Annotated in this window: 22 protein-coding genes, 1 tRNA gene and 1 pseudogene; 18 read left to right on the plus strand and 6 right to left on the minus strand. The window is 43.8% G+C overall.

All coding sequences use genetic code 11. The annotated features are described in order from the left end of the window. From G493_RS32745 to G493_RS33650, 3 genes and pseudogenes are all read left to right on the plus strand, one after another. A pseudogene (locus G493_RS32745) lies at positions 1 to 306 on the plus strand (IS701 family transposase); the annotation flags it as partial. A gap of 57 nt (positions 307 to 363) precedes the next feature. Then, positions 364 to 642: a hypothetical protein gene (locus tag G493_RS32750; RefSeq protein WP_153306662.1), complete on the plus strand. Its 279-nt coding sequence runs from the start codon at positions 364 to 366 to the stop codon at positions 640 to 642. Positions 643 to 953: 311 nt separating this feature from the next. Continuing rightward, a complete protein-coding gene (locus G493_RS33650; protein ID WP_153306663.1) occupies positions 954 to 1,256 on the plus strand; it encodes a hypothetical protein in 303 nt (100 codons plus the stop codon). A gap of 415 nt (positions 1,257 to 1,671) precedes the next feature. Here G493_RS33650 and G493_RS0124040 read toward each other — a convergent pair whose 3' ends face one another. Together G493_RS0124040 and G493_RS32755 are read right to left on the minus strand one after the other, a co-directional pair. Beyond that, a complete protein-coding gene (locus tag G493_RS0124040; protein ID WP_153306664.1) occupies positions 1,672 to 1,938 on the minus strand; it encodes a hypothetical protein in 267 nt (88 codons plus the stop codon). Between the two features lie 85 nt (positions 1,939 to 2,023). Further along, on the minus strand, positions 2,024 to 2,452 hold the full coding sequence (locus G493_RS32755) for a helix-turn-helix domain-containing protein (RefSeq protein ID WP_051309882.1): 429 nt from the start codon (positions 2,450 to 2,452) through the stop codon (positions 2,024 to 2,026). Positions 2,453 to 2,731: 279 nt separating this feature from the next. On the opposite strand from G493_RS32755, the gene G493_RS0124050 reads away from it, so the two are divergent. The 5 genes from G493_RS0124050 (at position 2,732) to G493_RS0124090 (ending at position 6,785) form a co-directional block, all read left to right on the plus strand. Continuing rightward, positions 2,732 to 2,980: a hypothetical protein gene (locus G493_RS0124050; protein ID WP_028582387.1), complete on the plus strand. Its 249-nt coding sequence runs from the start codon at positions 2,732 to 2,734 to the stop codon at positions 2,978 to 2,980. A 1-nt stretch (position 2,981) separates the two neighbouring features. Further along, positions 2,982 to 3,230, plus strand: a complete 249-nt coding sequence (locus G493_RS0124055; RefSeq protein ID WP_028582388.1) for a hypothetical protein — start codon at positions 2,982 to 2,984, stop codon at positions 3,228 to 3,230. A gap of 615 nt (positions 3,231 to 3,845) precedes the next feature. Next, positions 3,846 to 5,252, plus strand: coding sequence for a hypothetical protein (locus G493_RS0124075; RefSeq protein ID WP_153306665.1), 1,407 nt, complete (start codon positions 3,846 to 3,848; stop codon positions 5,250 to 5,252). A gap of 4 nt (positions 5,253 to 5,256) precedes the next feature. Then, positions 5,257 to 5,601 (plus strand): hypothetical protein, encoded by a 345-nt coding sequence (locus G493_RS0124080; RefSeq protein ID WP_028582390.1) that lies wholly within the window; start codon positions 5,257 to 5,259, stop codon positions 5,599 to 5,601. A 155-nt stretch (positions 5,602 to 5,756) separates the two neighbouring features. After that, positions 5,757 to 6,785 carry a zonular occludens toxin domain-containing protein gene (locus G493_RS0124090; protein WP_028582391.1) on the plus strand — a complete coding sequence of 343 codons (1,029 nt, stop codon included), beginning with the start codon at positions 5,757 to 5,759 and terminating at the stop codon, positions 6,783 to 6,785. On the opposite strand, the gene G493_RS0124095 is transcribed toward G493_RS0124090, so the two are convergent. After that, positions 6,786 to 7,031: a hypothetical protein gene (locus tag G493_RS0124095; RefSeq protein WP_028582392.1), complete on the minus strand. Its 246-nt coding sequence runs from the start codon at positions 7,029 to 7,031 to the stop codon at positions 6,786 to 6,788. 399 nt (positions 7,032 to 7,430) lie between these two features. Between G493_RS0124095 and G493_RS0124100 the strand changes: the two genes are divergently transcribed. From G493_RS0124100 to G493_RS0124125, 6 genes are all read left to right on the plus strand, one after another. Further along, positions 7,431 to 7,634 carry a helix-turn-helix domain-containing protein gene (locus G493_RS0124100; protein ID WP_028582393.1) on the plus strand — a complete coding sequence of 68 codons (204 nt, stop codon included), beginning with the start codon at positions 7,431 to 7,433 and terminating at the stop codon, positions 7,632 to 7,634. Between the two features lie 88 nt (positions 7,635 to 7,722). Further along, a complete protein-coding gene (locus G493_RS0124105) occupies positions 7,723 to 8,943 on the plus strand; it encodes a hypothetical protein (protein ID WP_028582394.1) in 1,221 nt (406 codons plus the stop codon). A gap of 14 nt (positions 8,944 to 8,957) precedes the next feature. Further along, a complete protein-coding gene (locus G493_RS0124110) occupies positions 8,958 to 9,221 on the plus strand; it encodes a hypothetical protein (RefSeq protein ID WP_028582395.1) in 264 nt (87 codons plus the stop codon). Between the two features lie 42 nt (positions 9,222 to 9,263). Then, complete coding sequence (locus tag G493_RS0124115; RefSeq protein WP_028582396.1) at positions 9,264 to 9,521, plus strand: hypothetical protein; 258 nt, start codon at positions 9,264 to 9,266, stop codon at positions 9,519 to 9,521. Then, positions 9,505 to 10,086: a DUF4417 domain-containing protein gene (locus G493_RS0124120; protein WP_028582397.1), complete on the plus strand. Its 582-nt coding sequence runs from the start codon at positions 9,505 to 9,507 to the stop codon at positions 10,084 to 10,086. The genes G493_RS0124115 and G493_RS0124120 overlap by 17 nt, the downstream gene beginning before the upstream one ends. A gap of 162 nt (positions 10,087 to 10,248) precedes the next feature. Then, a complete protein-coding gene (locus G493_RS0124125) occupies positions 10,249 to 11,355 on the plus strand; it encodes a tyrosine-type recombinase/integrase (RefSeq protein ID WP_028582398.1) in 1,107 nt (368 codons plus the stop codon). Between the two features lie 22 nt (positions 11,356 to 11,377). Here G493_RS0124125 and G493_RS0124130 read toward each other — a convergent pair. From G493_RS0124130 to malQ, 3 genes are all read right to left on the minus strand, one after another. Continuing rightward, positions 11,378 to 11,453 (minus strand) — tRNA-Glu (locus G493_RS0124130). A gap of 117 nt (positions 11,454 to 11,570) precedes the next feature. Then, on the minus strand, positions 11,571 to 12,143 hold the full coding sequence (locus tag G493_RS0124135; RefSeq protein WP_028582399.1) for a flavodoxin family protein: 573 nt from the start codon (positions 12,141 to 12,143) through the stop codon (positions 11,571 to 11,573). A gap of 5 nt (positions 12,144 to 12,148) precedes the next feature. After that, positions 12,149 to 13,753 (minus strand): 4-alpha-glucanotransferase, encoded by a 1,605-nt coding sequence (gene malQ, locus G493_RS31120; RefSeq protein WP_084813753.1) that lies wholly within the window; start codon positions 13,751 to 13,753, stop codon positions 12,149 to 12,151. 513 nt (positions 13,754 to 14,266) lie between these two features. Here malQ and G493_RS0124150 point away from each other — a divergent pair. The 4 genes from G493_RS0124150 to G493_RS0124165 all read left to right on the plus strand — a co-directional run bounded on the left by G493_RS0124150 (position 14,267) and on the right by G493_RS0124165 (position 19,122). After that, positions 14,267 to 15,586 (plus strand): sigma-70 family RNA polymerase sigma factor, encoded by a 1,320-nt coding sequence (locus G493_RS0124150; RefSeq protein WP_028582401.1) that lies wholly within the window; start codon positions 14,267 to 14,269, stop codon positions 15,584 to 15,586. A gap of 132 nt (positions 15,587 to 15,718) precedes the next feature. Beyond that, positions 15,719 to 16,813 carry an aminofutalosine synthase MqnE gene (gene mqnE / locus G493_RS0124155; RefSeq protein WP_028582402.1) on the plus strand — a complete coding sequence of 365 codons (1,095 nt, stop codon included), beginning with the start codon at positions 15,719 to 15,721 and terminating at the stop codon, positions 16,811 to 16,813. Position 16,814: 1 nt separating this feature from the next. Continuing rightward, a complete protein-coding gene (gene mqnC, locus G493_RS0124160) occupies positions 16,815 to 17,879 on the plus strand; it encodes a cyclic dehypoxanthinyl futalosine synthase (protein WP_028582403.1) in 1,065 nt (354 codons plus the stop codon). Positions 17,880 to 17,883: 4 nt separating this feature from the next. Further along, positions 17,884 to 19,122 (plus strand): amidohydrolase family protein, encoded by a 1,239-nt coding sequence (locus G493_RS0124165; protein ID WP_028582404.1) that lies wholly within the window; start codon positions 17,884 to 17,886, stop codon positions 19,120 to 19,122. Position 19,123 lies beyond the last annotated feature (1 nt).

The raw sequence follows: 19,123 nt of genomic DNA on the forward strand, positions 1-19,123 counted from the left end.
CAGTCACGCTGGGCGTGCCTACCGCTTGATTTCCGATTTTATATCATGAAGAAGGATATCTTGGCAAAATCCGTCAATGTGAAACGCAAAGGAAAGGCCGTATCCTTTAAAAGCAAAATGGAACAAGCTGCCGATATGATAAAAGATGTGCAGGCTTATTATCAAAAAACTGTACTGGTAGTCACTGACAGCTGGTTCGACAATAATGGCCTCTGGGCACCTTTGAAACAAGGGGCTGACGGCAAGTATCACTTGCTGCCTCGAATGCGCACGAATATAGCGTTGTGGGATTTTCACCTGTTGTAACAGGTAAAAAAGGAAAAGGTCGTCCCAGAATCTATGGTAACCGTCTTGGTAGTGCTGATGACTGTGCAGCGAGATGGCAACGAGTTATACCGTTTTTCTTTACGGACAGACGAGAGAGGTGCAGGCGTATTCGCGCCTCGTCATGTTAAAAAGCCTGAAGTGTCCTGTGCGCGTTGTCTGGGTTTACAAAAAAACACCATATGTTGCACTGTGATGACAACTACCCCTAACACAGGGGGGAAGCCGTATTGGGATGCACAACTGGGGGAAGATAATGAAGAAGTATTGAACGCTCTTCCAGATTTACAGAGAGGGGGAGAGGGAAAGGCCCATTAAAAAAACAAAAGGCAGTTAGCTGAATTCGCTAACTGCCTGATATATATGGTGACCCCAAGGGGACTCGAACCCCTGTTCCCGGCGTGAGAGGCCGACGAATACGCTACATCTCCGATTTTTAGAGTAAATATTATACGTTAGAGGATAAGTATAGGGAGCAAAATCATTAAGCTTTGTTAAAAAGTCCACCTAAAAGTCCACCATTCAATCAATGGTAAGCTTTTAAGAAAAACATCTTAATTAATCGTTTGTATCAATGTTAAGTTCACTGGCGCGCGATCATGCGCGTTCACACCTGAGAGGACGAGAGCATGCCTATTAAGGGTAGCCCAAATAGACAAGAGTGCCGAGAGCTTTTGGATTTAATAGCTAAAAAAGCTGTAGATCGGTCGGGTTGTTCTGAATATATGTATGTTCTTAATTACAGTCGATACGTAGATGACCTGATTAGTCGGTATCCTGATTGTAGGACAATATTGGAGGAAGCAGTGGAGAATGGAGATTATGCTACTGCAGAGGATTTGGAACGTATGCGCGAGGAGCAGATTGAGGATGGATTGTGTTGTCATGGTTTGCCGCCAGAGTGTTGTCCTCTAGGGTGTGGTGATCTGTAAACCGTATAACCGATCTTGCCCGGTTTGATATCACCGGCCATTCACAGTGGGGTGAGATCCGCGCGGCGCAGGCCTTCCCTATTCTCTTTCTGGTATCAATCCCGTTGCCGGCCACAAGTCTGATCAAAACTTTATGATACCATTTCCATTTCTTATTCTTTGAATTCATAACGTTGAATTTTTTATTTGGATGTTTTCTTTGTTTAACAGACATTAGCCAAGTATTTTTCATTTATTTCTATTTTTAATTTCGTTAATTGAATTTTTTAATTCCCTTACGTCTCGCATTATTTGGAAGACAAAGAAGGGGATACAAAATGACATAATACTGAAAACAACACCTATTATTACAAGAATAATACTACCAGATGTCCCTAATATCTCGACAATAGCTTTAATAAGATGATCGTTCATTTTAATTATATTTTTTGTCTAATATACTTTTTGTTACGACGATTTTTGAGCTTCCAGCTTTATAATAGACTTTTTCAACGGATTCAATTTTATTGTTTGGAATTGTCATTGACAAATTACCTTTATTCATAAGATGGATTGTATCTTCTTTTTTTATTACTCCTGTTCCTTCTGCCACTCCTCCGTCAATAAATTTTATCCGATAAAAATATGATGGTTCTTTTTCTATTGTTTTTGTTGTAGTCGATATTTTTTGAGTTGGTTTCATATGTTCTTTTATATAATAGACACTTACGCTATTTGTAATTATCAGAAATAATATAATTATATTTTTTATCATAATTTTACCATTTTTATGCTATTTTTGAGGCTTGAATTTCAGAATCTTTGGACTTTTCATAGTCCTTTCCTATCTTCCATTGTTTATACATAGGGAAAGTATCTTCAAATTCCAATTCAAACCAATCAATTCTTTTGGTATTTTTTGATATCAATTCTGTATACCATTCGTTAATTTCCTGTATTATTGGCTTCATGTTTTGAATGGTATTTTTTGGTTTATGTCCTATAAGCCAGTCGAAATATTCTCTATAGTTAACATAGATACCTATCATCATTTCTGCCGATGGCCCTCTTTTACCCGTGGTCACCATTGACAAGTATCCACTTGATATTCCAATATTATTCGCAAATTCCTTTTGCGTGATATTTAGCTTTTGCTTAATTAGTATTTTTAATCTATCGTTAAAATTTTTATCTATAGTTGTTTTCTCGCTTGACATATCATCTTTAGTTGTATATTTTCACTATAGTTAACTATTACTTTTACTCTATCGTCTATCTATGAACCAAGAGCCAAAACATGAACCCAAAATACCAAATTGCTCAACCTGCGGTTGTCGATACGAGCACGGTGAGTACGAGACCAACACAGGTGTTGAGAGCTTTCTTATCTGTCCTGAATGTTTCAGGAACATTCCTGTGTATCGTATACCTCCAACCACCAATTCTACCATAGTTAAACCATATTTTACTAACAAATGAAAACAGGAGCTTAAAAAATGGCTGAAGAAACAAAAACAGGCATGGTCATCGTCGGACAATTCAATGGTGTGAACGAGTACACCAACAAGAATACGGGACAGGTTATCAGACAACTACTTATCCTCGTTCCCGGTGCTTCCTCCTGCTTGCAGGTAAACCCCAAAGCTGGTGTTGATCCCGGTCAGTACAAACTCATGGAGACTGTGAAAATGGCAGTTACTCCACGATTTTATCAGGGTCGTCTCTCTGGTTTTCAGCAGGTGTAACGTGCATCGTTCAGCTTCCAGAATCTGTATATTTGCAGCACTGCTTTTGCTCTTCGGACCAATACGGGCACATGCTGCAAGTATCGGTATTGATACGGATTTCAATATCACACCCATGCAGGTTTTAGTGGCTGATGATGCCGCCTATGCATCCTATGTAGAGGTATACAACTACTTTTTCACGCTCAGTTGTTTTTGGGGCCTGTTCGGCCTGTGGGCGCGACTACTCTTTAGGATATTTAAATTATGATAGAAGCGGACACCTTCTTTTATCTGTTTGTTTTTGCCGGAATTGTCTCCGGTCATCTCGGTCTGTGGGCGCTATTATTCTCTAGGATATTCAAATTATGATAGAAGCTGACACCCTCTTTTATCTGTTTGGTTTGGCCGGAATTGTCTCCGGTCATCTTGTGGCCTGGCCCTTTATGCAGGGCTGACTTTTAACTCTCTCTTTAGGAGGAATTATGGACCTTTCTGCTGTCACCCTTGACACCGCAACCTACCTTGCTGGTGCTGTTACCGTTGTAAGCGCTTATGCTTCCATCTGGGGCGCGAAGCGGGTAATCAGCCTGTTCCGTAGCTGAGTGTCAGTTCAGAAATGGGATTTTGGCACGATGGCTGCGTTATGCGAAAAAAATTATCTTCGGAATATCCTGTATATGCCTGTGATAGTGTTTTTCACATGCCTTACTCTCGAACCAAAATCCTCATTTCTGCATTAACACTCTCAATCCAACTCGAAGGGGCGAATAATGTTTAGCAATGTCCATGTCAATCTGGTTGCCTTGTATCCGGTGGTGCTCAATGTGGCGCTTACTTATGCTGCTTACTGGGTGTTGCCTAAAGTTATTCGCCTTTTTAAGTCATGAAAATATATGCATTTTTCACAATAATATCGTTTGTATTTATTTGTTCAGCTTCTGCCGAATCATATAGTGAAGGATCTTGTGTCGGTGGAAACGACACTTGTGGTACTGGTGTTGTCACATATATATCAACTAAAAGTTTTTTTGTTTGTGGTACTGATGGTGGTTCTCCTTCTATTCCTGACGATGCAGGTCTAGATAGTACGTGTAGTTATTATACAGAATATGAATGGACTAGTGACCCAACGTGGAGACCTACCTATCAGCAATATTGCGGCTCTTATAATCAATATACTTATTTTTTAACCCCAACAACTTGTATACCTGAATCATCTCGGCCAGAATTATGCCCAGATATGTCAATTGAAGATCCCATGGCCGATGATCCCTTGATTGCACAAATTGGACATCTATGCAGCGATCCAACAGCTACCTATGCCTATTATGCTGATGGTTATGATCCATCTGTCTGGAATGGTATTCCTACAGGTATGTATTTAAATGAACATGACGGAAATACACCCGCTAAACCATTAGAAGATATTGAACCAGGGGAGGAAGGAACTCCTATTTATCCAGACGCTATTGGTGACATTCCCTGGCATCCTAATGGTGACGATGGTCCTTTTATTTATGATCCAAATAATCCACACCATGATGATCCACCTATTGAGGATGGTCAACCACCTTCTCCTCCTGATGATCCATCGAATGATCAACATCACTGTCCACAATGTTTGCCAGGAGGATATATTTACACGAATGGAACGTGTACGTGTGTAGATGATAATACCTCTAATCCTACGCCTCATCCTGACCCTGCACCTGATAATACCCCAGACACTGAGCCTTCGACTGAAACGCCTACACCTGATCCCGATGATGATGGTCAAGGTAATGATCAAACTGATAAATGGTTGAAGGCTATTAAAGGTGACACCGGCGTTTTAGTATCGCAAGGAACCCATTTATCCGGTCAAATTGGTGATTTGATAAGAAAAGTCATTGATGGCAATCAGTTGCTCTATGATATTGATGGAAAAATGAGCGGCATCGGAGACGATATCGGAGATATCAAAGATATGATGAAGGATGGATTAGAAGCAGATATCGGCAATCCAGGCGATCTACCCGAGGCTGAATATGTGGGTGATGATCTGGAAGAGGTGGAAGAGATAGACCCGCTTGCTGAACAATTTGCCGATTACATCCAGGATGGTATTCCCGGCTTGTCTGTTATCAAGAATTTCAGCGCCACCGCTTCCGGCAGTAGCTCCATAGACGTAAGCATTTACGGTGACAGTATTTCCATAGATTTTGCAGAATGGAAGACCATTCTCAATTTGATTGGTACGCTGCTGCTCGCCATATCCGGTTTTATTTCCTTCAGAATTATTACGGCCTAATGATATGCCTCTTTTACTCGGACCACTTGTTGCCTGGATCGGCTCGGTTGCAGGCCGTTTCGTTACTGACAGTCTGTTAAAGTTTGCAGCGTATAAGTTGCTGGCCTTTACCATCATCACGGTAACGCTGCCGGTTGTGCTGAAGAATATCATCAATTGGTTTTTCAAAACCATCTTTGATGTGATCTCAGCCAATATGCCTACCTATCATCTGCAGGACGTATCCTTTCAGTTAACTGGTCTGCTTGGCTGGTTGTGTGAACAGATGATGATTCCCGATTGCCTCTCTATTCTGGCTGCGGCAATGGCGTTTAAGATGGTTTTGAAACTCATCCCATTTATAGGATAAGCCATGGAAAAGAAGACTGTTTATGATTTTTACGATCAGCACGAATTAGACCTAATCGATTTGCTATTAATTATCAAAACCAACCTTGTTTTCTTTGCTGGTTTTATCTCATTAAGAGAACTTGTTAGATTCCTTATCGTAGTCTGTGATTAGTTATGGCTATTCGTGTGATTGATGGTGTTCCAGGCGGTGGGAAATCTTTCTACGCTGTCCGGCATCTGGCAAAACATTATTTCATCAAGGATACGGACGGGGAATATTACCCAAACCCAGAGAAACCTATCCTGATCATCACCAATATTGACGGTTTTAAACCCGAGCATAAATCGCTCAAAGAATGCATCCAGGAGAGTGGTGGCGATCATCGACATTTTTTCTCTGAAGATTACCAGCGTGAATTTACCGAGGCCAACAAAGGCCGGAACATCATTTATCTGATTGATGAAGCCCAGAAGCTTTTCAGGAAGAACGATCGGCAGCTTAACGAGGTATTCAGCTACATGGAATATCATCGCCACTTCGGCCATGATATCTACCTCATCACCCAGAACGTGAAGAAGCTGCCCCCGGATATCACCACACTGGTTGAATACATCATCAGTGCCACACCCCGTGTACGAAGCCTTGCCGGGGAATTCAAATACAAATGGCACTCTGATGGTGAACGGCTGAAGATTGAAACGGTTCGCCCGTCCCAGGCAATCTTTAATCTCTACAAATCCATGGATTCCAAGGAATCCGAGAAGATTAAAAATCCTGTGATGCGGACCGTGGCCCTGGTCATGATCGGTGTATTCCTTCTCATTGGCAGTGCAACCTACATCCTTCGGCAACGATTCGGAAGCGATAAGCCTTCCTCCACTGCATCTGCAAAGCATGCTGGTTCTGCCAGCTCATCTTTCACACCGAAATATGCAGGGCCGCAAGCTCCGGATCCGCGACAGCCCCAACTGCACTGGGTTGAGTTGTCCAAGGTGGTGACTGAAATGCCTAACGGTGAGGTGGTGATTTACATTCCTTTCAAGGGCGTACTGTTCCCTGCAGATATGTTCCCATACGAAATAACTCTACGGGGAACACATCTGTATGCAATGGTGCCGGTTGAAGCTGAAGAAAGCGACCACTCAAGCGATCGAACGGAGCGACTTGAGCAGAGTGAGGAGCGCCGAGGGGTCGCCATGTAATTAATATTGTATGCTCAGGAAAAACGCTGCTTCTTTTTCGCCATATCGAGCAATGAGTAAATCTTTGTGGGCCTCTTTTCGCCAGGGTTCGGATTTATGTTCCTCTGTCATTGATTCCCACAACATTAACACGCCGTCCGCCATGCTTTTTATATCTAACTCAGTTTCTTGGCTTTCGGTATTGTGCATTCTGATAATTGTTTCAATCAATGCTTTTGCTTTGCTGGTGAGATGCTGATGGTTCATGTTTTTTCCTCTGAATTGAGTTTACAGAATAAAATCTTATAAAGATTTTTTTTGGAAAAAACCTTCACCTACAGGTTCAACGGATCGTAAACGGAAGAGTCAAGAAAAAAAAGTTCCACTGCATTGTGATTACATATACTTCTTACTCATATTTTTTTGAGCATATTTGAAACAATCTTTTTTTTCTTTACTCTGGAGAGTCGATCTGTTTCTGACACGAAAAAATCGACAATTTGTAGATATACAACGAGAGCGTACAGCAAATGTATAGAAACCAGCAATTCCACCAATCAGCTTTTTTGTTACTTTTTTATAAAAAAAGTCAGCCCTCGGCAGAGTCCGCCGGAAGGGCGCTAACAACCTTTACGCAGTCAATTTATATATTGTCACGGGGAAGATATGCATTTTGAAGATTGCTGGCAGCGAATAAAAACCGCTACGCCAATTCGATACCAAAGAGAATTAGCCGAGATAGCACAAACTGTCCCGTCTAATATTACCAAGGCAAAACAAAAGGGAATCTTTCCGCCAGAATGGGCGTTTAGAATAGCTCAAAAACACAACCTTTCAACTGATTGGATTTTAACAGGAAAAAAGAGATAACCACCTAACCAACAGAAAAACCCCCTCTCGCTGCCAAGTCGCCAAACTATCAGCAAAAGGGGGTCGACCCGAACCTACAGGAGGTTCTATGTCTACTCTACCAGTCCGTCATTCGGATGCCAACCAAAACCGACTTGGAAGTACTCGGTCGGCTGTTCCCCCAGGGGAGCAAACCCGTATACCATGCTCCCCTCTAATCGTCAGTGGTGTGGATACGTTGGAAATAAGTCTCTCCCTAGATGTGGAAGATTACGGGGCTTTGGAACGTTTTCGAAATCTCAAAAAGTCAGTCCAGGGCACCATGGCCCCATCGGTTGCCGTGAACTTCGGCCAGGAAGAATATTTTCGATGGAATCTGCAACGAAGTGGGACCAAGCTCTACCCTTACGTTCTGAAGTCCGGTGATGTCTGCCTTTTGTTGTCTACCCGCGATGGTGATTCGCAAATCCCCAATGCCAAAATCGAGATAGGCTCTGTCTCCTGCCAGGAGGATGCCTTTGGTATCTACCGCAAGGTTCTGATGTGGCTCAAGGTCTATGGTTTCAAACACAAGAGCAACATAGTCTCTCGCATTGACCTGTGTGTGGATACCATTAATCAACACATTGACGGCCTTGGTTGTTCCTGCCTGTATAGGTGGGTTCGACGTGGCCGCAAATTTTTTACCTATTATGACGGCAATGACCTGGAAAGCATACAGATTGGTAAAGGCGATGTTGTCCTTCGCGTATATGACAAGATCAAGGAACTACGTAAGGATGCTATCAAGCGCGATTTCTTTTTTGATCTTTGGAATTTTACGGAAGAACAGAAAGAGGACCCGCCACCGGTAACCCGTGTTGAATTTCAGCTTCGTCGTCCTGCGCTCAAAGAATTCGATATTGATCTGGATACAGTTGAACAGGTCGAGGTAAACCTTGATGCCATCTGGCAATATTGCACGCAAGATTGGGCGCGCTTGACAAGTCGTTCGGTGAATCTTGAGCGACTGCAAAACAATCAATCCCGTATTCCGTCCTGCAAGTTCTGGAAAAATCTCCAGCTTGCTATTTTTCATCGGCCAATTCCTGCTGCAAAGCGCGAAAAAAAAACTCTCCATAAAAACCTGACCGCTCTGCGTGAACAGGCCCGTGGTTGCCTGCTCAATATCGCGGCTGCAGCTGGTCATGTTGTTGATGATTATTTCGGCATCATGGCCACTGTGCAGCAAGCCATACAAGAAGAATTTGACAACTACATGGTCAAGAACCAGGAGAAGTTTGAAAAGCTGTTCAAGGTACGGCGCAACGAGGTCTTTGTTGGCTTTTAAGCAAAGGTGAAACAATGAGAAAACGTATCTACTGGAAATCTCCGGAACCTAAAGAATGGTTCATGGTTGTCGTTGATGGAAAGGTAATCGCTTGCCTGGAAGATTGTGCAGGAACTCAGCGGGAAATTGGCCGCCTACAAAAGTTAAAGGGCATTGAGATCAAGCCAGCCTCTTTTGAAGTTTTGCAACGTTTTCAAGCTAAAACGGTGATTCCCTCACGGATTGTAAAGGTCATGTATGAGTTCTCTGCGACTTCAAAAAGGCTTGTTAATGGCTGAAAGGCTCAGCAAGTGATTGGCTGTACACATTGAGGGACGGAAATGGGTGGAAGATCAAGAAAAGTACAACAGGAAGATCGGTGGGATTTTGTGAAAGAACTCTCCGATTACAGACTGCAACAATATGGCCTGATGACTCGGCAGCATATCAACCAGGGTGATGATGATATCAGGAAGGGAGCATTTAACTATGAGTTGGCAATCGAATATTACCGGCGCAATGGTTCAGCCCCCTCCTGGTACACTGATGGTCCGGCCTTGAACAATAGCGTAGGTAGGCGTAATGGCACAACAGTATAGATATAATGTTCGTTCTTTTCCAAAATTGGACGTAAATCGGACTGGATATCCTGAAGTTTATTGTGATCCTGAAAGCTGTGATTGGGAAAAATTACAGTGGGATCGCTTCGGATCTGGAGGCAAAGCAACATCCAGACATTGTTTTGTCGATGACTGGCGGCTTGAACACTTGTGGCGGCGAAAGGAACAGGGCCTAATGAAAATGATGTGTTGTGAAGCTGTTACGAGTCCTGATTTTACCATTGATTTAGATTTTCCTCATCCTCTTGCACAATACCAGGTATGGCGTTCACTTATGCTTTGTAGGTATTGGCAAGACAATGGGATTATCACTATCCCGGTGTTGCAGTGGGGAGCTGCTTCAACGTGGCATCTCTGCGGGCGCCATATCCAACAAGGTTCTGTCGTTGCTGTACGTGGCCCTCAAAAAGGGACGGAAGGTGAGTGGTTAAGAGCTGCTTTGTATATGCTGAGAATGATTAAACCCTCGCTGGTTTTGCATTTTGGTCGGAAGATGGATTGTTGGGATAATGTTCTCTACTTTCCCTTGAGGACCACAAAATGAATCTGGAGTTACTTGAAAGAGAATTTGGACGCATTCTCAAAGCAAAAGATGTTGCCCAGGTACTTGGGATAAGTGTCAATGTGGTGAGGAAATGTTACCTTGATCTTGGAGGTGTACGTATTGGGGATCGCCGCATCATATTTTTCGAAAGGAGATTGATTGATGGCATATCCAAACTACAACAAGAACAACAAAGACAAGTATCCATGGATGGGGCAGGTAATCTTGAACGGCAAGCGAAAAAGGAGATTGTTCAAGACCAAAAAAGCTGCGCTTCAATGGGAAGTATCTGTAAAGGAGCAGAAATCAGAATTAACTCAACAAGAGATCCCTTTAACCTCGTTACTTGAATGGGGGACCGCCTACCTGGAATACGCCAGTGGTGCCGGTGGCTTTGCAAAAAAGACTGTAGAAGAAAAGCAACTTGCTTTTCGGCTATTGTTTAAAGAAGTGAACCCTTATGATCCGGTAGAAAAATTATCATCCTTAGTGGTTCTTAGGCACTTGCAAAAACAGGCAAAGATTCGTTCTGGAAATGCTGCTAATAAACAGAGAAAGAATCTGCGAGTTGCCTGGCAGTGGGGGGTGAAGTATCTCAACTTACCGGAAAGTAACCCTTTTTCAGTAATAGAAAAATTTGCTGAATCTCGATCTGAGAGACGAGTACCGACGCTGGAAGAATTTTGGAAGGTGTATGATATTTGTGACACAGAGCAAGATAAGCTTATGCTTCGTATGTATCTGGAAACCGGAGCTAGAAGGGATGAATTATTTAGGCTTCAATGGCGCGATGTTGACTTTAAGAAAAAACAAGTCCGATTAAGGTGGAAGAAAAACCAAAAAGGACAATGGGAAGAGGCCTGGCTTCCGGTTCGTGAAACTTTTTTGCGTTTATTGAAGGGATACCAGAAGGTGACAGGGTTGCAGAAGTATGTCTTTCTAAATATGAATGGAGATCCTGATCCAGCAAATTGGGTTCCGTATTTATATCGACAACATTGGCTTAAACGACTTTGTAGAAGGGCAGGGGTGGAAGTGTTTGGTTTTCATGGAATCAGGCACTTGTTTGCTTCTCTACTGGCTGCAGATAATAAACCTCTCGTTGAAATTCAGTATATGTTACGCCATAAGAGTTTAACGACTACTCAGCGTTACATTCATCGTTTGAAAAAAGAGAATAGGGAAGTGCTCTCAGCTTTACCTGATTTTGATACTCGGACAGAAAAGTCCACTAAAAGTCCACCTGAAAAACAAAAGGCAGTTAGCTGATTCGCTAACTGCCTGATATATATGGTGACCCCAAGGGGACTCGAACCCCTGTTCCCGGCGTGAGAGGCCGGTGTCCTAGGCCACTAGACGATGGGGCCTTCGTGGCGTGAAGTGAGGGCTTTTTAGAATATCTGATCGCTTTTGTCAAGCGAGATAATGCATGCAAATGTTTTCTGTGTTCATTTTTTTAATCATCTTAATGTGAAGCTACTGGATCAAGGCCCTTCGCAGAGTTCCCTGCCGAAGGTAACTGCTTGTTTCAGCTTTTCTTTGTTGGTGAAAATAGAGCCTTTTTCATCTATACCCTGTGCGAATAGATCTCCGCTGTAGGTGACATCCATGGCATCGTAAACATAGCGAGCGGTTAGGGCGGCGCTATCAAAAATTTTTGCTCCGCTGGTAGCTGCTACACAGACCAGGAAACCTTTTCGTGCTTCCCGGTTGGGATTGGTTTCGCCAAGAAGGTATTTTCTACTCCAAAAAACCTGGCAACGGTCAATAAAAGCCTTGGTTTGAGCGGTGACACCGTAAAAGTATATGGGGGAACCTATAACAATTCTGGTAGCCACTGGGATTTTAATATAGAATGGTTGCATATCATCGTCCCAGATACATTCACCTGTGGTTTCGCAGTTTCCGCACCCTGTGCAGGGATGAATATGTAAACGAGCAAGGTGTATAATTTCAGGCTTGCGGCCACCTTTTTTTATTCCCTCTGCCACATGCTGGAGCAAGACTTCGGTGTTTCCATCTTTTCGAGGGCTACCGTTGAATATCAGTACGTTCATAGGTTCTATTTCCATGAAGAAAGGATTGATTGGTCCTGTGTCATCTTTGGGGTGGGATCAGGCTTTGGTTTTGTAGGTGATCTGCCAAAAAAAGCCACTTGGTCCCGCAACCAGGATGATGTCTGGTTATTGAGAAATCTCTCAGCGCAGCGCCATTGCCAGTTATTTATTACTGTACCTGGTGTGTTTGTACGGCAGTCGTTGCCAAAACCGAGGATATCCTGCATGGGCAATATGGCAAGATTGCAGACCGAAGACAGTGCCAGGTAGATTAGATCTTCATGAAAATTTCCCGCCTCATGATCGAATCTCCTGGCATAGCGCTTTGCTCTGAATTTGTCGTCAGCGATTACCTCAGGGCTGAGAAACCAGCCAACAGCTGTGTCGTTGTCGTGGGTGCCGGTGTAAATGACAGCATCTTTTGTGCAGTTATGAGGCAGGTAGCTGTTCCCTGGGTCGCCATCGAAGGCGAAGAGTAGTATTTTCATGCCTGGGTAACCGAGTTCGTCCCGGAGCTGCTCTACCTCAGGCGTGATTATTCCAAGATCCTCTGCCAGAATAGGTAAGGTGCCAATCCGTTGCTCCATTTCTTTGAAAAAGGTCTTTCCCGGGCCCGGGATCCACGTACCGTTAATCGCTGTAGTTTCCTCGGCTGGTACTGACCAATAGGATTCAAAACCGCGAAAATGATCAATGCGGACGATGTCTGTCAGTGATAAATTGTGTCGTAGTCGTTTTTCCCACCATTGATACAACTTGTTTTGTGTTGCAGGCTTTTTGTCTTGCCATTTGTATAGCGGATTGCCCCAAAGTTGCCCGGTTTTGCTGAAATAATCAGGCGGAACTCCAGCCACATGGGTGGGGCGTGAAGTCGCGGTGTCCAATTGAAATATACATTGATGTTCCCATACGTCTGCGCTGTCCAAAGCTACGTAAATAGGTAAGTCGCCTATGATCTGAATGCCAAGTTGGTTAGCATATGTGTGTAGCAATTCCCATTGAGAATGGAATAAATATTGCTTAAAGATTTCGTAGTCAACAGCATCCTGATGCTTTTGGTGGAAGTTTTCCAGTGATTGTGCGGAACACGTTTTTTCTTCAGTTGGCCAGGCATACCATGGAGCATTGTCATTTTTGTATTTGAGAGCAATGAATACACTGAATGGTAAAACCCAGGAATGATTGTTGCTAAATTGTGACAACAGGGAGGCTTCTCGAGAGTCCTTAAAGGCCTGCCATGCAAGACGCAGAAGTTTATTTTTTGTGGCCTGGACTTCCTGGTAATCAACGTGATATTCTGAAAAGGATATACCAGAGAGGTCCTCTCTGTTTATCAAACCTTTTTCCACAAGGGCTTCAATGTCGATATAAAGATGGTTCCCCGCAAAGGCGGAAGGGCTCATGTATGGTGAGTAATACGATGCTTCGCTGGTTGGAGCGAGAGGAAGAATTTGCCAGAATTGTTGACCCGCATCATGGAGAAAATCGAGAAAAGCGTAAGCACTTTTTCCCAGGCAGCCTATGCCATATGGGCCTGGAAGAGAGAAAACCGGTAAAAGTATTCCGCATGCTCTTGTGTGCAGTCCATTGACTAATTTTAAGTCATTCATATAGTTCCTATGCTGAGTAGAAGATGGAACGCGCAAAACTGTTAAGGTTTTTACGGCTGGAAAGATGCCTGTCTTGACCTAAGTTGGGTAGATGTTTCTGTTTTATGCTTGAATGCAACAGAGTCGCAGATGTTAGTGTGTTTTTTGAACCTCCCGTGAGGGCGTCTTTTTCAGGTCAATGTGTTTCAGAAGAATAAGCACAGCAATATACATCATGTTGCGAGCAGCATTTTTCCGAAATAATAACGAGCTGAGGAAAAGAGCGTTCTCAGAAGCCTCCTGGCATGTTGTATACAAATATAGCCCATAGTTTGTCGAAGGAGAAGGATATTGTTTGGTTATTAAGATGTCTGTAAAACGCACCAACACCATGTAATTATTGATTAAATGTGATCAAATTCGGGAGGTGAAATTAAACTATTGATTTTCTGATTCATTTGTATTAATTTAAAAAACTTCTTGTGCTTTTTTAAATATACCGTCTCAAACTATAGAAGTGGAGGGAGAAGGCAGGTGCTTGCTGGTATCAAAAATGACCTTCTTGAAGCTGGAAAGGATGAAGGCTGCATAACTTTTCAGCATCTTAACGAGCTTCTTCCAGATCAGATAAAAGACCCCGGTGCCATTGAGGAACTTTTTGATTTCCTCGGTGAAAATAACATCGAAATTGTCACTCAGGAAGAGTCTGGGAAGAAAAAAACCCTTTCCGGTGAAGAATGGACCGGAAAAAAAGAAAGTGATGATGAAAGCGCGGCCGATTCACTTCCGGATGCTGAGGAGCACGAATCCGAAGAAACGACCACCACCTACCTCCGAGAGATGGGGCAGTTCGATCTGTTGACCCCAGAGGAGGAGGCAAAGTATTCCAAAACCATTCGCGAGGGCTTTGACGCCATCATCGCAGCTATCAGGGAAAATGAGCATACGGCCAGGGAAATCGAACTGCTCGTGGAACGCATTGACCTCTGGCAGCGGCGTGACCCGACTTTGAAGCCTAAAAAACAACAACTCAATTATATGCGGCGCTGTGTAAACATGGCCAGTCAGAAGCATGTTGATACGCGTGAACTGTTTGAGTTGAACACAGTTATTGAAGCATACAATCGTTCTATAGAGACTGCCAAAGATTGTATGATTCGGGCAAACCTGCGGTTAGTTGTATCTATTGCCAAGCGATACATGCACCAGGGTTTGACTTTGGCAGATCTCATCCAGGAAGGGAACCTGGGGTTGATGCGTGCCGTGTTCCGTTTTGATTATAAAAAAGGGAACAAATTTTCCACGTACGCATCCTGGTGGATTCGTCAAGCCATCACCCGCGCCATCCTGGATAAAACACGAACCATACGTTTACCTGTGCATTTTCTCGAATTGCGCAGCCAGTTTTTTAAAGCGTTTTATTCTCTGCTAAAGGAATTGGGGCGTGAACCCACTCCAGTTGAGATTTCCAAAATGACGGATCTGCCCATGGACAAGATTCTGGCCATTCTGGAAGCCTCTCGGGAGCCAATTTCTCTAGAGACACCTGTTGGTGATGACGACTCCACTTTAGGCGATTTTTTGGAAAATCAGGAGTCTGAATCCCCCTATGATGCTGTGCAAAATAGGGAGTTGGCTAATCGGGTGACGGAGGTACTCTCAACTTTGACTGAACGTGAGGAGAAAATAATCCGTTTGCGTTTCGGAATTGGTGAAAAGGCAGAGTATACTTTGGAGGAAATCGGCAAACGGTTTAATGTTTCCCGGGAACGTATTCGTCAGATAGAAAAGAAAGCGCTCAATCGGCTTCGCCATTCAAGTCGGAGAGAAAAACTCCGATATTTTCTGGACTGATACGCGACTTTATACTACGTTTTAGCCCCTTGGAAGTGCCTTTTTCGTAAACAGAAAAGGCACTGCATACAAGGGGCTTCTTTTTTTCAAGCATATTCACAATAACGCGGCTTATTCTAAAGGTACCTTCCTATGGAACGTTACATTGAACAGTCTGGACTTGGTGACCTGCTTGCCAAGGTCCAAAATCAAGAACGCTTGACCATCGCTGATGGACGAAAATTATACCAGTGCTCTGACATTCTTGCTCTTGGGTACCTGGCAAACCTGGTGCGTGAGCGCAAGAATGGCAATGATGCCTTCTTTATCTATAATCAGCACATCAATTATTCAAATATTTGTACGAATCTTTGTAAGTTCTGCGCATTTGGCCGTAAGAAAGAAGACGACCTGGCCTATGAGATGACTGTGGCAGATGTCAAAGAAAAAGTCCGGGAGCGGTTGAGTGAACCTATTACTGAAATTCATATGGTTGGTGGGATACATCCTGACCTTCCGTTCCAATATTATATTGATATCCTACAGGCCATAAAAGATGTAAGACCCGAAGTTCATATCCAGGCTTTTACCTGTGTAGAGATTTATCATCTGGCGCAATTGGCCGGTAAACCTGTGGGTGATACTCTTGAAGTTCTGAAAGATGCCGGCCTTGGTTCAATTCCAGGTGGTGGGGCAGAGGTTTTTAATCCACGAATACGTGAACTCACCTGTCCGGAGAAACTTTCTGGAGAAGGTTGGTTGGAAGTTGCCAGAATTGCACACCAACACGGTTTGAAAACCAATGCCACCATGCTCTATGGCCACATTGAGACCATAGATGAGCGATTGGAACATCTTGATGCCCTGCGCACGCTGCAGGATGAAACAAATGGCTTTCTGGCATTTATCCCCTTGGCATTTCATCCCAAAAATACTGCCATGTCAGAACATAAAGGCACCACCGGGATCAATGATTTGAAAAATATTGCTGTCAGCCGTCTCATGCTGGACAATTTTCCTCATATCAAAGCATATTGGGTTATGATTGGCGAAAAATTAGCCCAGGTTGCACTTTCATTTGGTGCAGATGATATGGATGGCACTGTCAAAGAAGAAGTCATCACTCACATGGCTGGTGCTGAAACAGCCCAGGCTCTTGGCCATAAAACCCTTATCAGGTTGATCAAGGAAGCAGGACGAACACCTGTAGAGCGAGACACTCTGTATAACGTATTGGAAACATTTTAAAATGCTGAGCCGGATATCACGTAAAGTAGAGCAGGGTGAACGTATTTCCGATGAAGACTTTCTGTGGCTTGAGCAACACGCAGAGTTATATGATCTAGGCGTGTTGGCAGATACAATAAGGAAACGACTGCATCCAGATCCCGTAGTGACATATGTAGTGGATCGCAATATAAATTATACAGATATTTGCATTTCAGCCTGTAAATTCTGCGCCTTTTACTGTTCTCCCGATGACGAGGGAGGTTCAGTTCTTACTCGTGAAGAATTAAAGCAGAAAATAGATGAAACCCAGGCTCTTGGGGGAACTCAGATCTTGCTTCAGGGGGGGTTGCATCCAGACAAGCCTCTTGAATTCTATGAAGACATGCTGCGTTTCATAAAGCAGACAGGCATCCATATTCATGGGTTCTCCCCTCCTGAGATACATCACTTCGCTAATGTTTCTGCGGTGACAGAAGCAGAAGTGATCACTCGATTGATTGCTGCCGGGCTCGATTCGATTCCTGGTGGCGGTGCAGAGATTCTCACTGACCGGGTGCGTAATGAAATGGCTCCCAACAAGTGCAGTGCTGATCAGTGGCTAGCTATCATGGAAGAGGCGCATCATCAGGGGCTACGCACAACAGCCACCATGATGTTTGGGCATATAGAAACCATTGAAGAGCGTCTCGAACACCTTCGGCGTTTACGTGAGCTTCAGGACAAAACAGGGGGATTTACAGCCTTTATACTTTGGCCGTTTCAACCTGACAATACCCCCATCGCCAAATCCAGAAACATTGAAAAGACATCTGCTTTTACATATTTGCGTATGTTGGCGCTAAGCCGGATCTATCTGGATAACTTTGCAAATGTACAGGCGTCCTGGGTTACTCAGGGACCAAAAATCGCCCAACTATCATTGTTTTTTGGAGCCAATGATTTTGGCTCTACCATGATAGAAGAAAATGTGGTTGCAGCTGCAGGCGTGCGATTCAGGTTGTCAGAACAGGAGATACAACACCTGGTAAAAGACGCAGGCTTTATTCCAAAGCAGAGGCTTATGGATTACACTTTGGTAGCGTAGAAAAGTGAACCCAAATACTAGCATTCATCGAGCCGGGTACGTTGTACCGGTTAATCAACCTGTAATTCCCAATGGAGCAGTGGTTGTAAAGTGCGATAAGGTCTTAGCCTGCGGACCATTTGCAGAGCTTGGTAGAGACTTTCCTCAGGCTCAGATTATTGATCATGGCTCCGGTGCTTTGCTGCCAGGTCTGGTCAATGCGCACATACACTTGGAGCTTTCCCATCTGGAGGAACTGGCAAAACATCCTTTTATAGGCTCGTTTCCCGGGTGGATATTGCAGTTGATTCAGTTACGTGACAGGTTGGGAGCAGAAACTCATGAGGCCAGAAAAGCAGCTCTTGAGACTCTGCATGATCAGTACAAAGATGGTATTGCTGTTCTACTGGATATTGGCAACACCGAAATCGCTCAGAAGCTTGCTGGCGAATCAGAAGTTCATCTGCTACCCTATCGTGAACATCTTGGGTTCACCGCATCCAGGTTACAGAAGAATCTTGAATATCTCTCTAAACAGGCAGTTCAAACATACTGTTCCGCCCATGCACTCTATTCAACGCACATTGATCTTGTCCTGGCTTTAAAAAACAGAGCAAATATACTGGGTCATGTGTTTCCAATACACTGTGCTGAATCGAAAGCAGAACTTGATATGTTCCGTGAAGGGAACGGAGAGATGGTTGCATTTCTTCAACAACGTGGATTTTGGGACGATAGTTTTTTATCAAGAGTCAAAGGTATACAAAGTCCAGTAGCTTTCCTGGCAGCCAATGGAGTGTTGGACCCGGGCACTCTTTGTGTACACTGCGTTCAGCTTGATGATGACGATATTATACTGCTTGCTCGAGCTGGAGCGCAGGTGTGTCTTTGCCCTGGCAGTAATCAGTTTTTAGAGGTTGGACAGGCACCTGTGGAAAAAATTCTCCAGGCTGGTATATTACCGGCCCTTGGTACCGACAGCCTGGCAAGTAATCCCGAAATTTCTCTGTGGCGAGAAATGGCTTTGCTTGCAGCAGAGCATCCGCTCATACCAGCATCAACCATATTTGCCATGGCAACATTAGGAGGCGCGCAGGCCCTTGGACTTGGACACGAATATGGTTGTATTGCCAACGGGCAAAAAGCACATCAATTGTATGTGGAATTGCCCGGTTCTGTGAACTCGGATGAGGAGCTTTATCAATATTTAGTACATGCTCAAGGGGATATTCACCTTGAACACATGTCTGAAAGAGGTTTATGAT

Source organism: Desulfogranum japonicum DSM 18378, assembly GCF_000429945.1.
Taxonomy (GTDB): domain Bacteria; phylum Desulfobacterota; class Desulfobulbia; order Desulfobulbales; family Desulfobulbaceae; genus Desulfogranum; species Desulfogranum japonicum.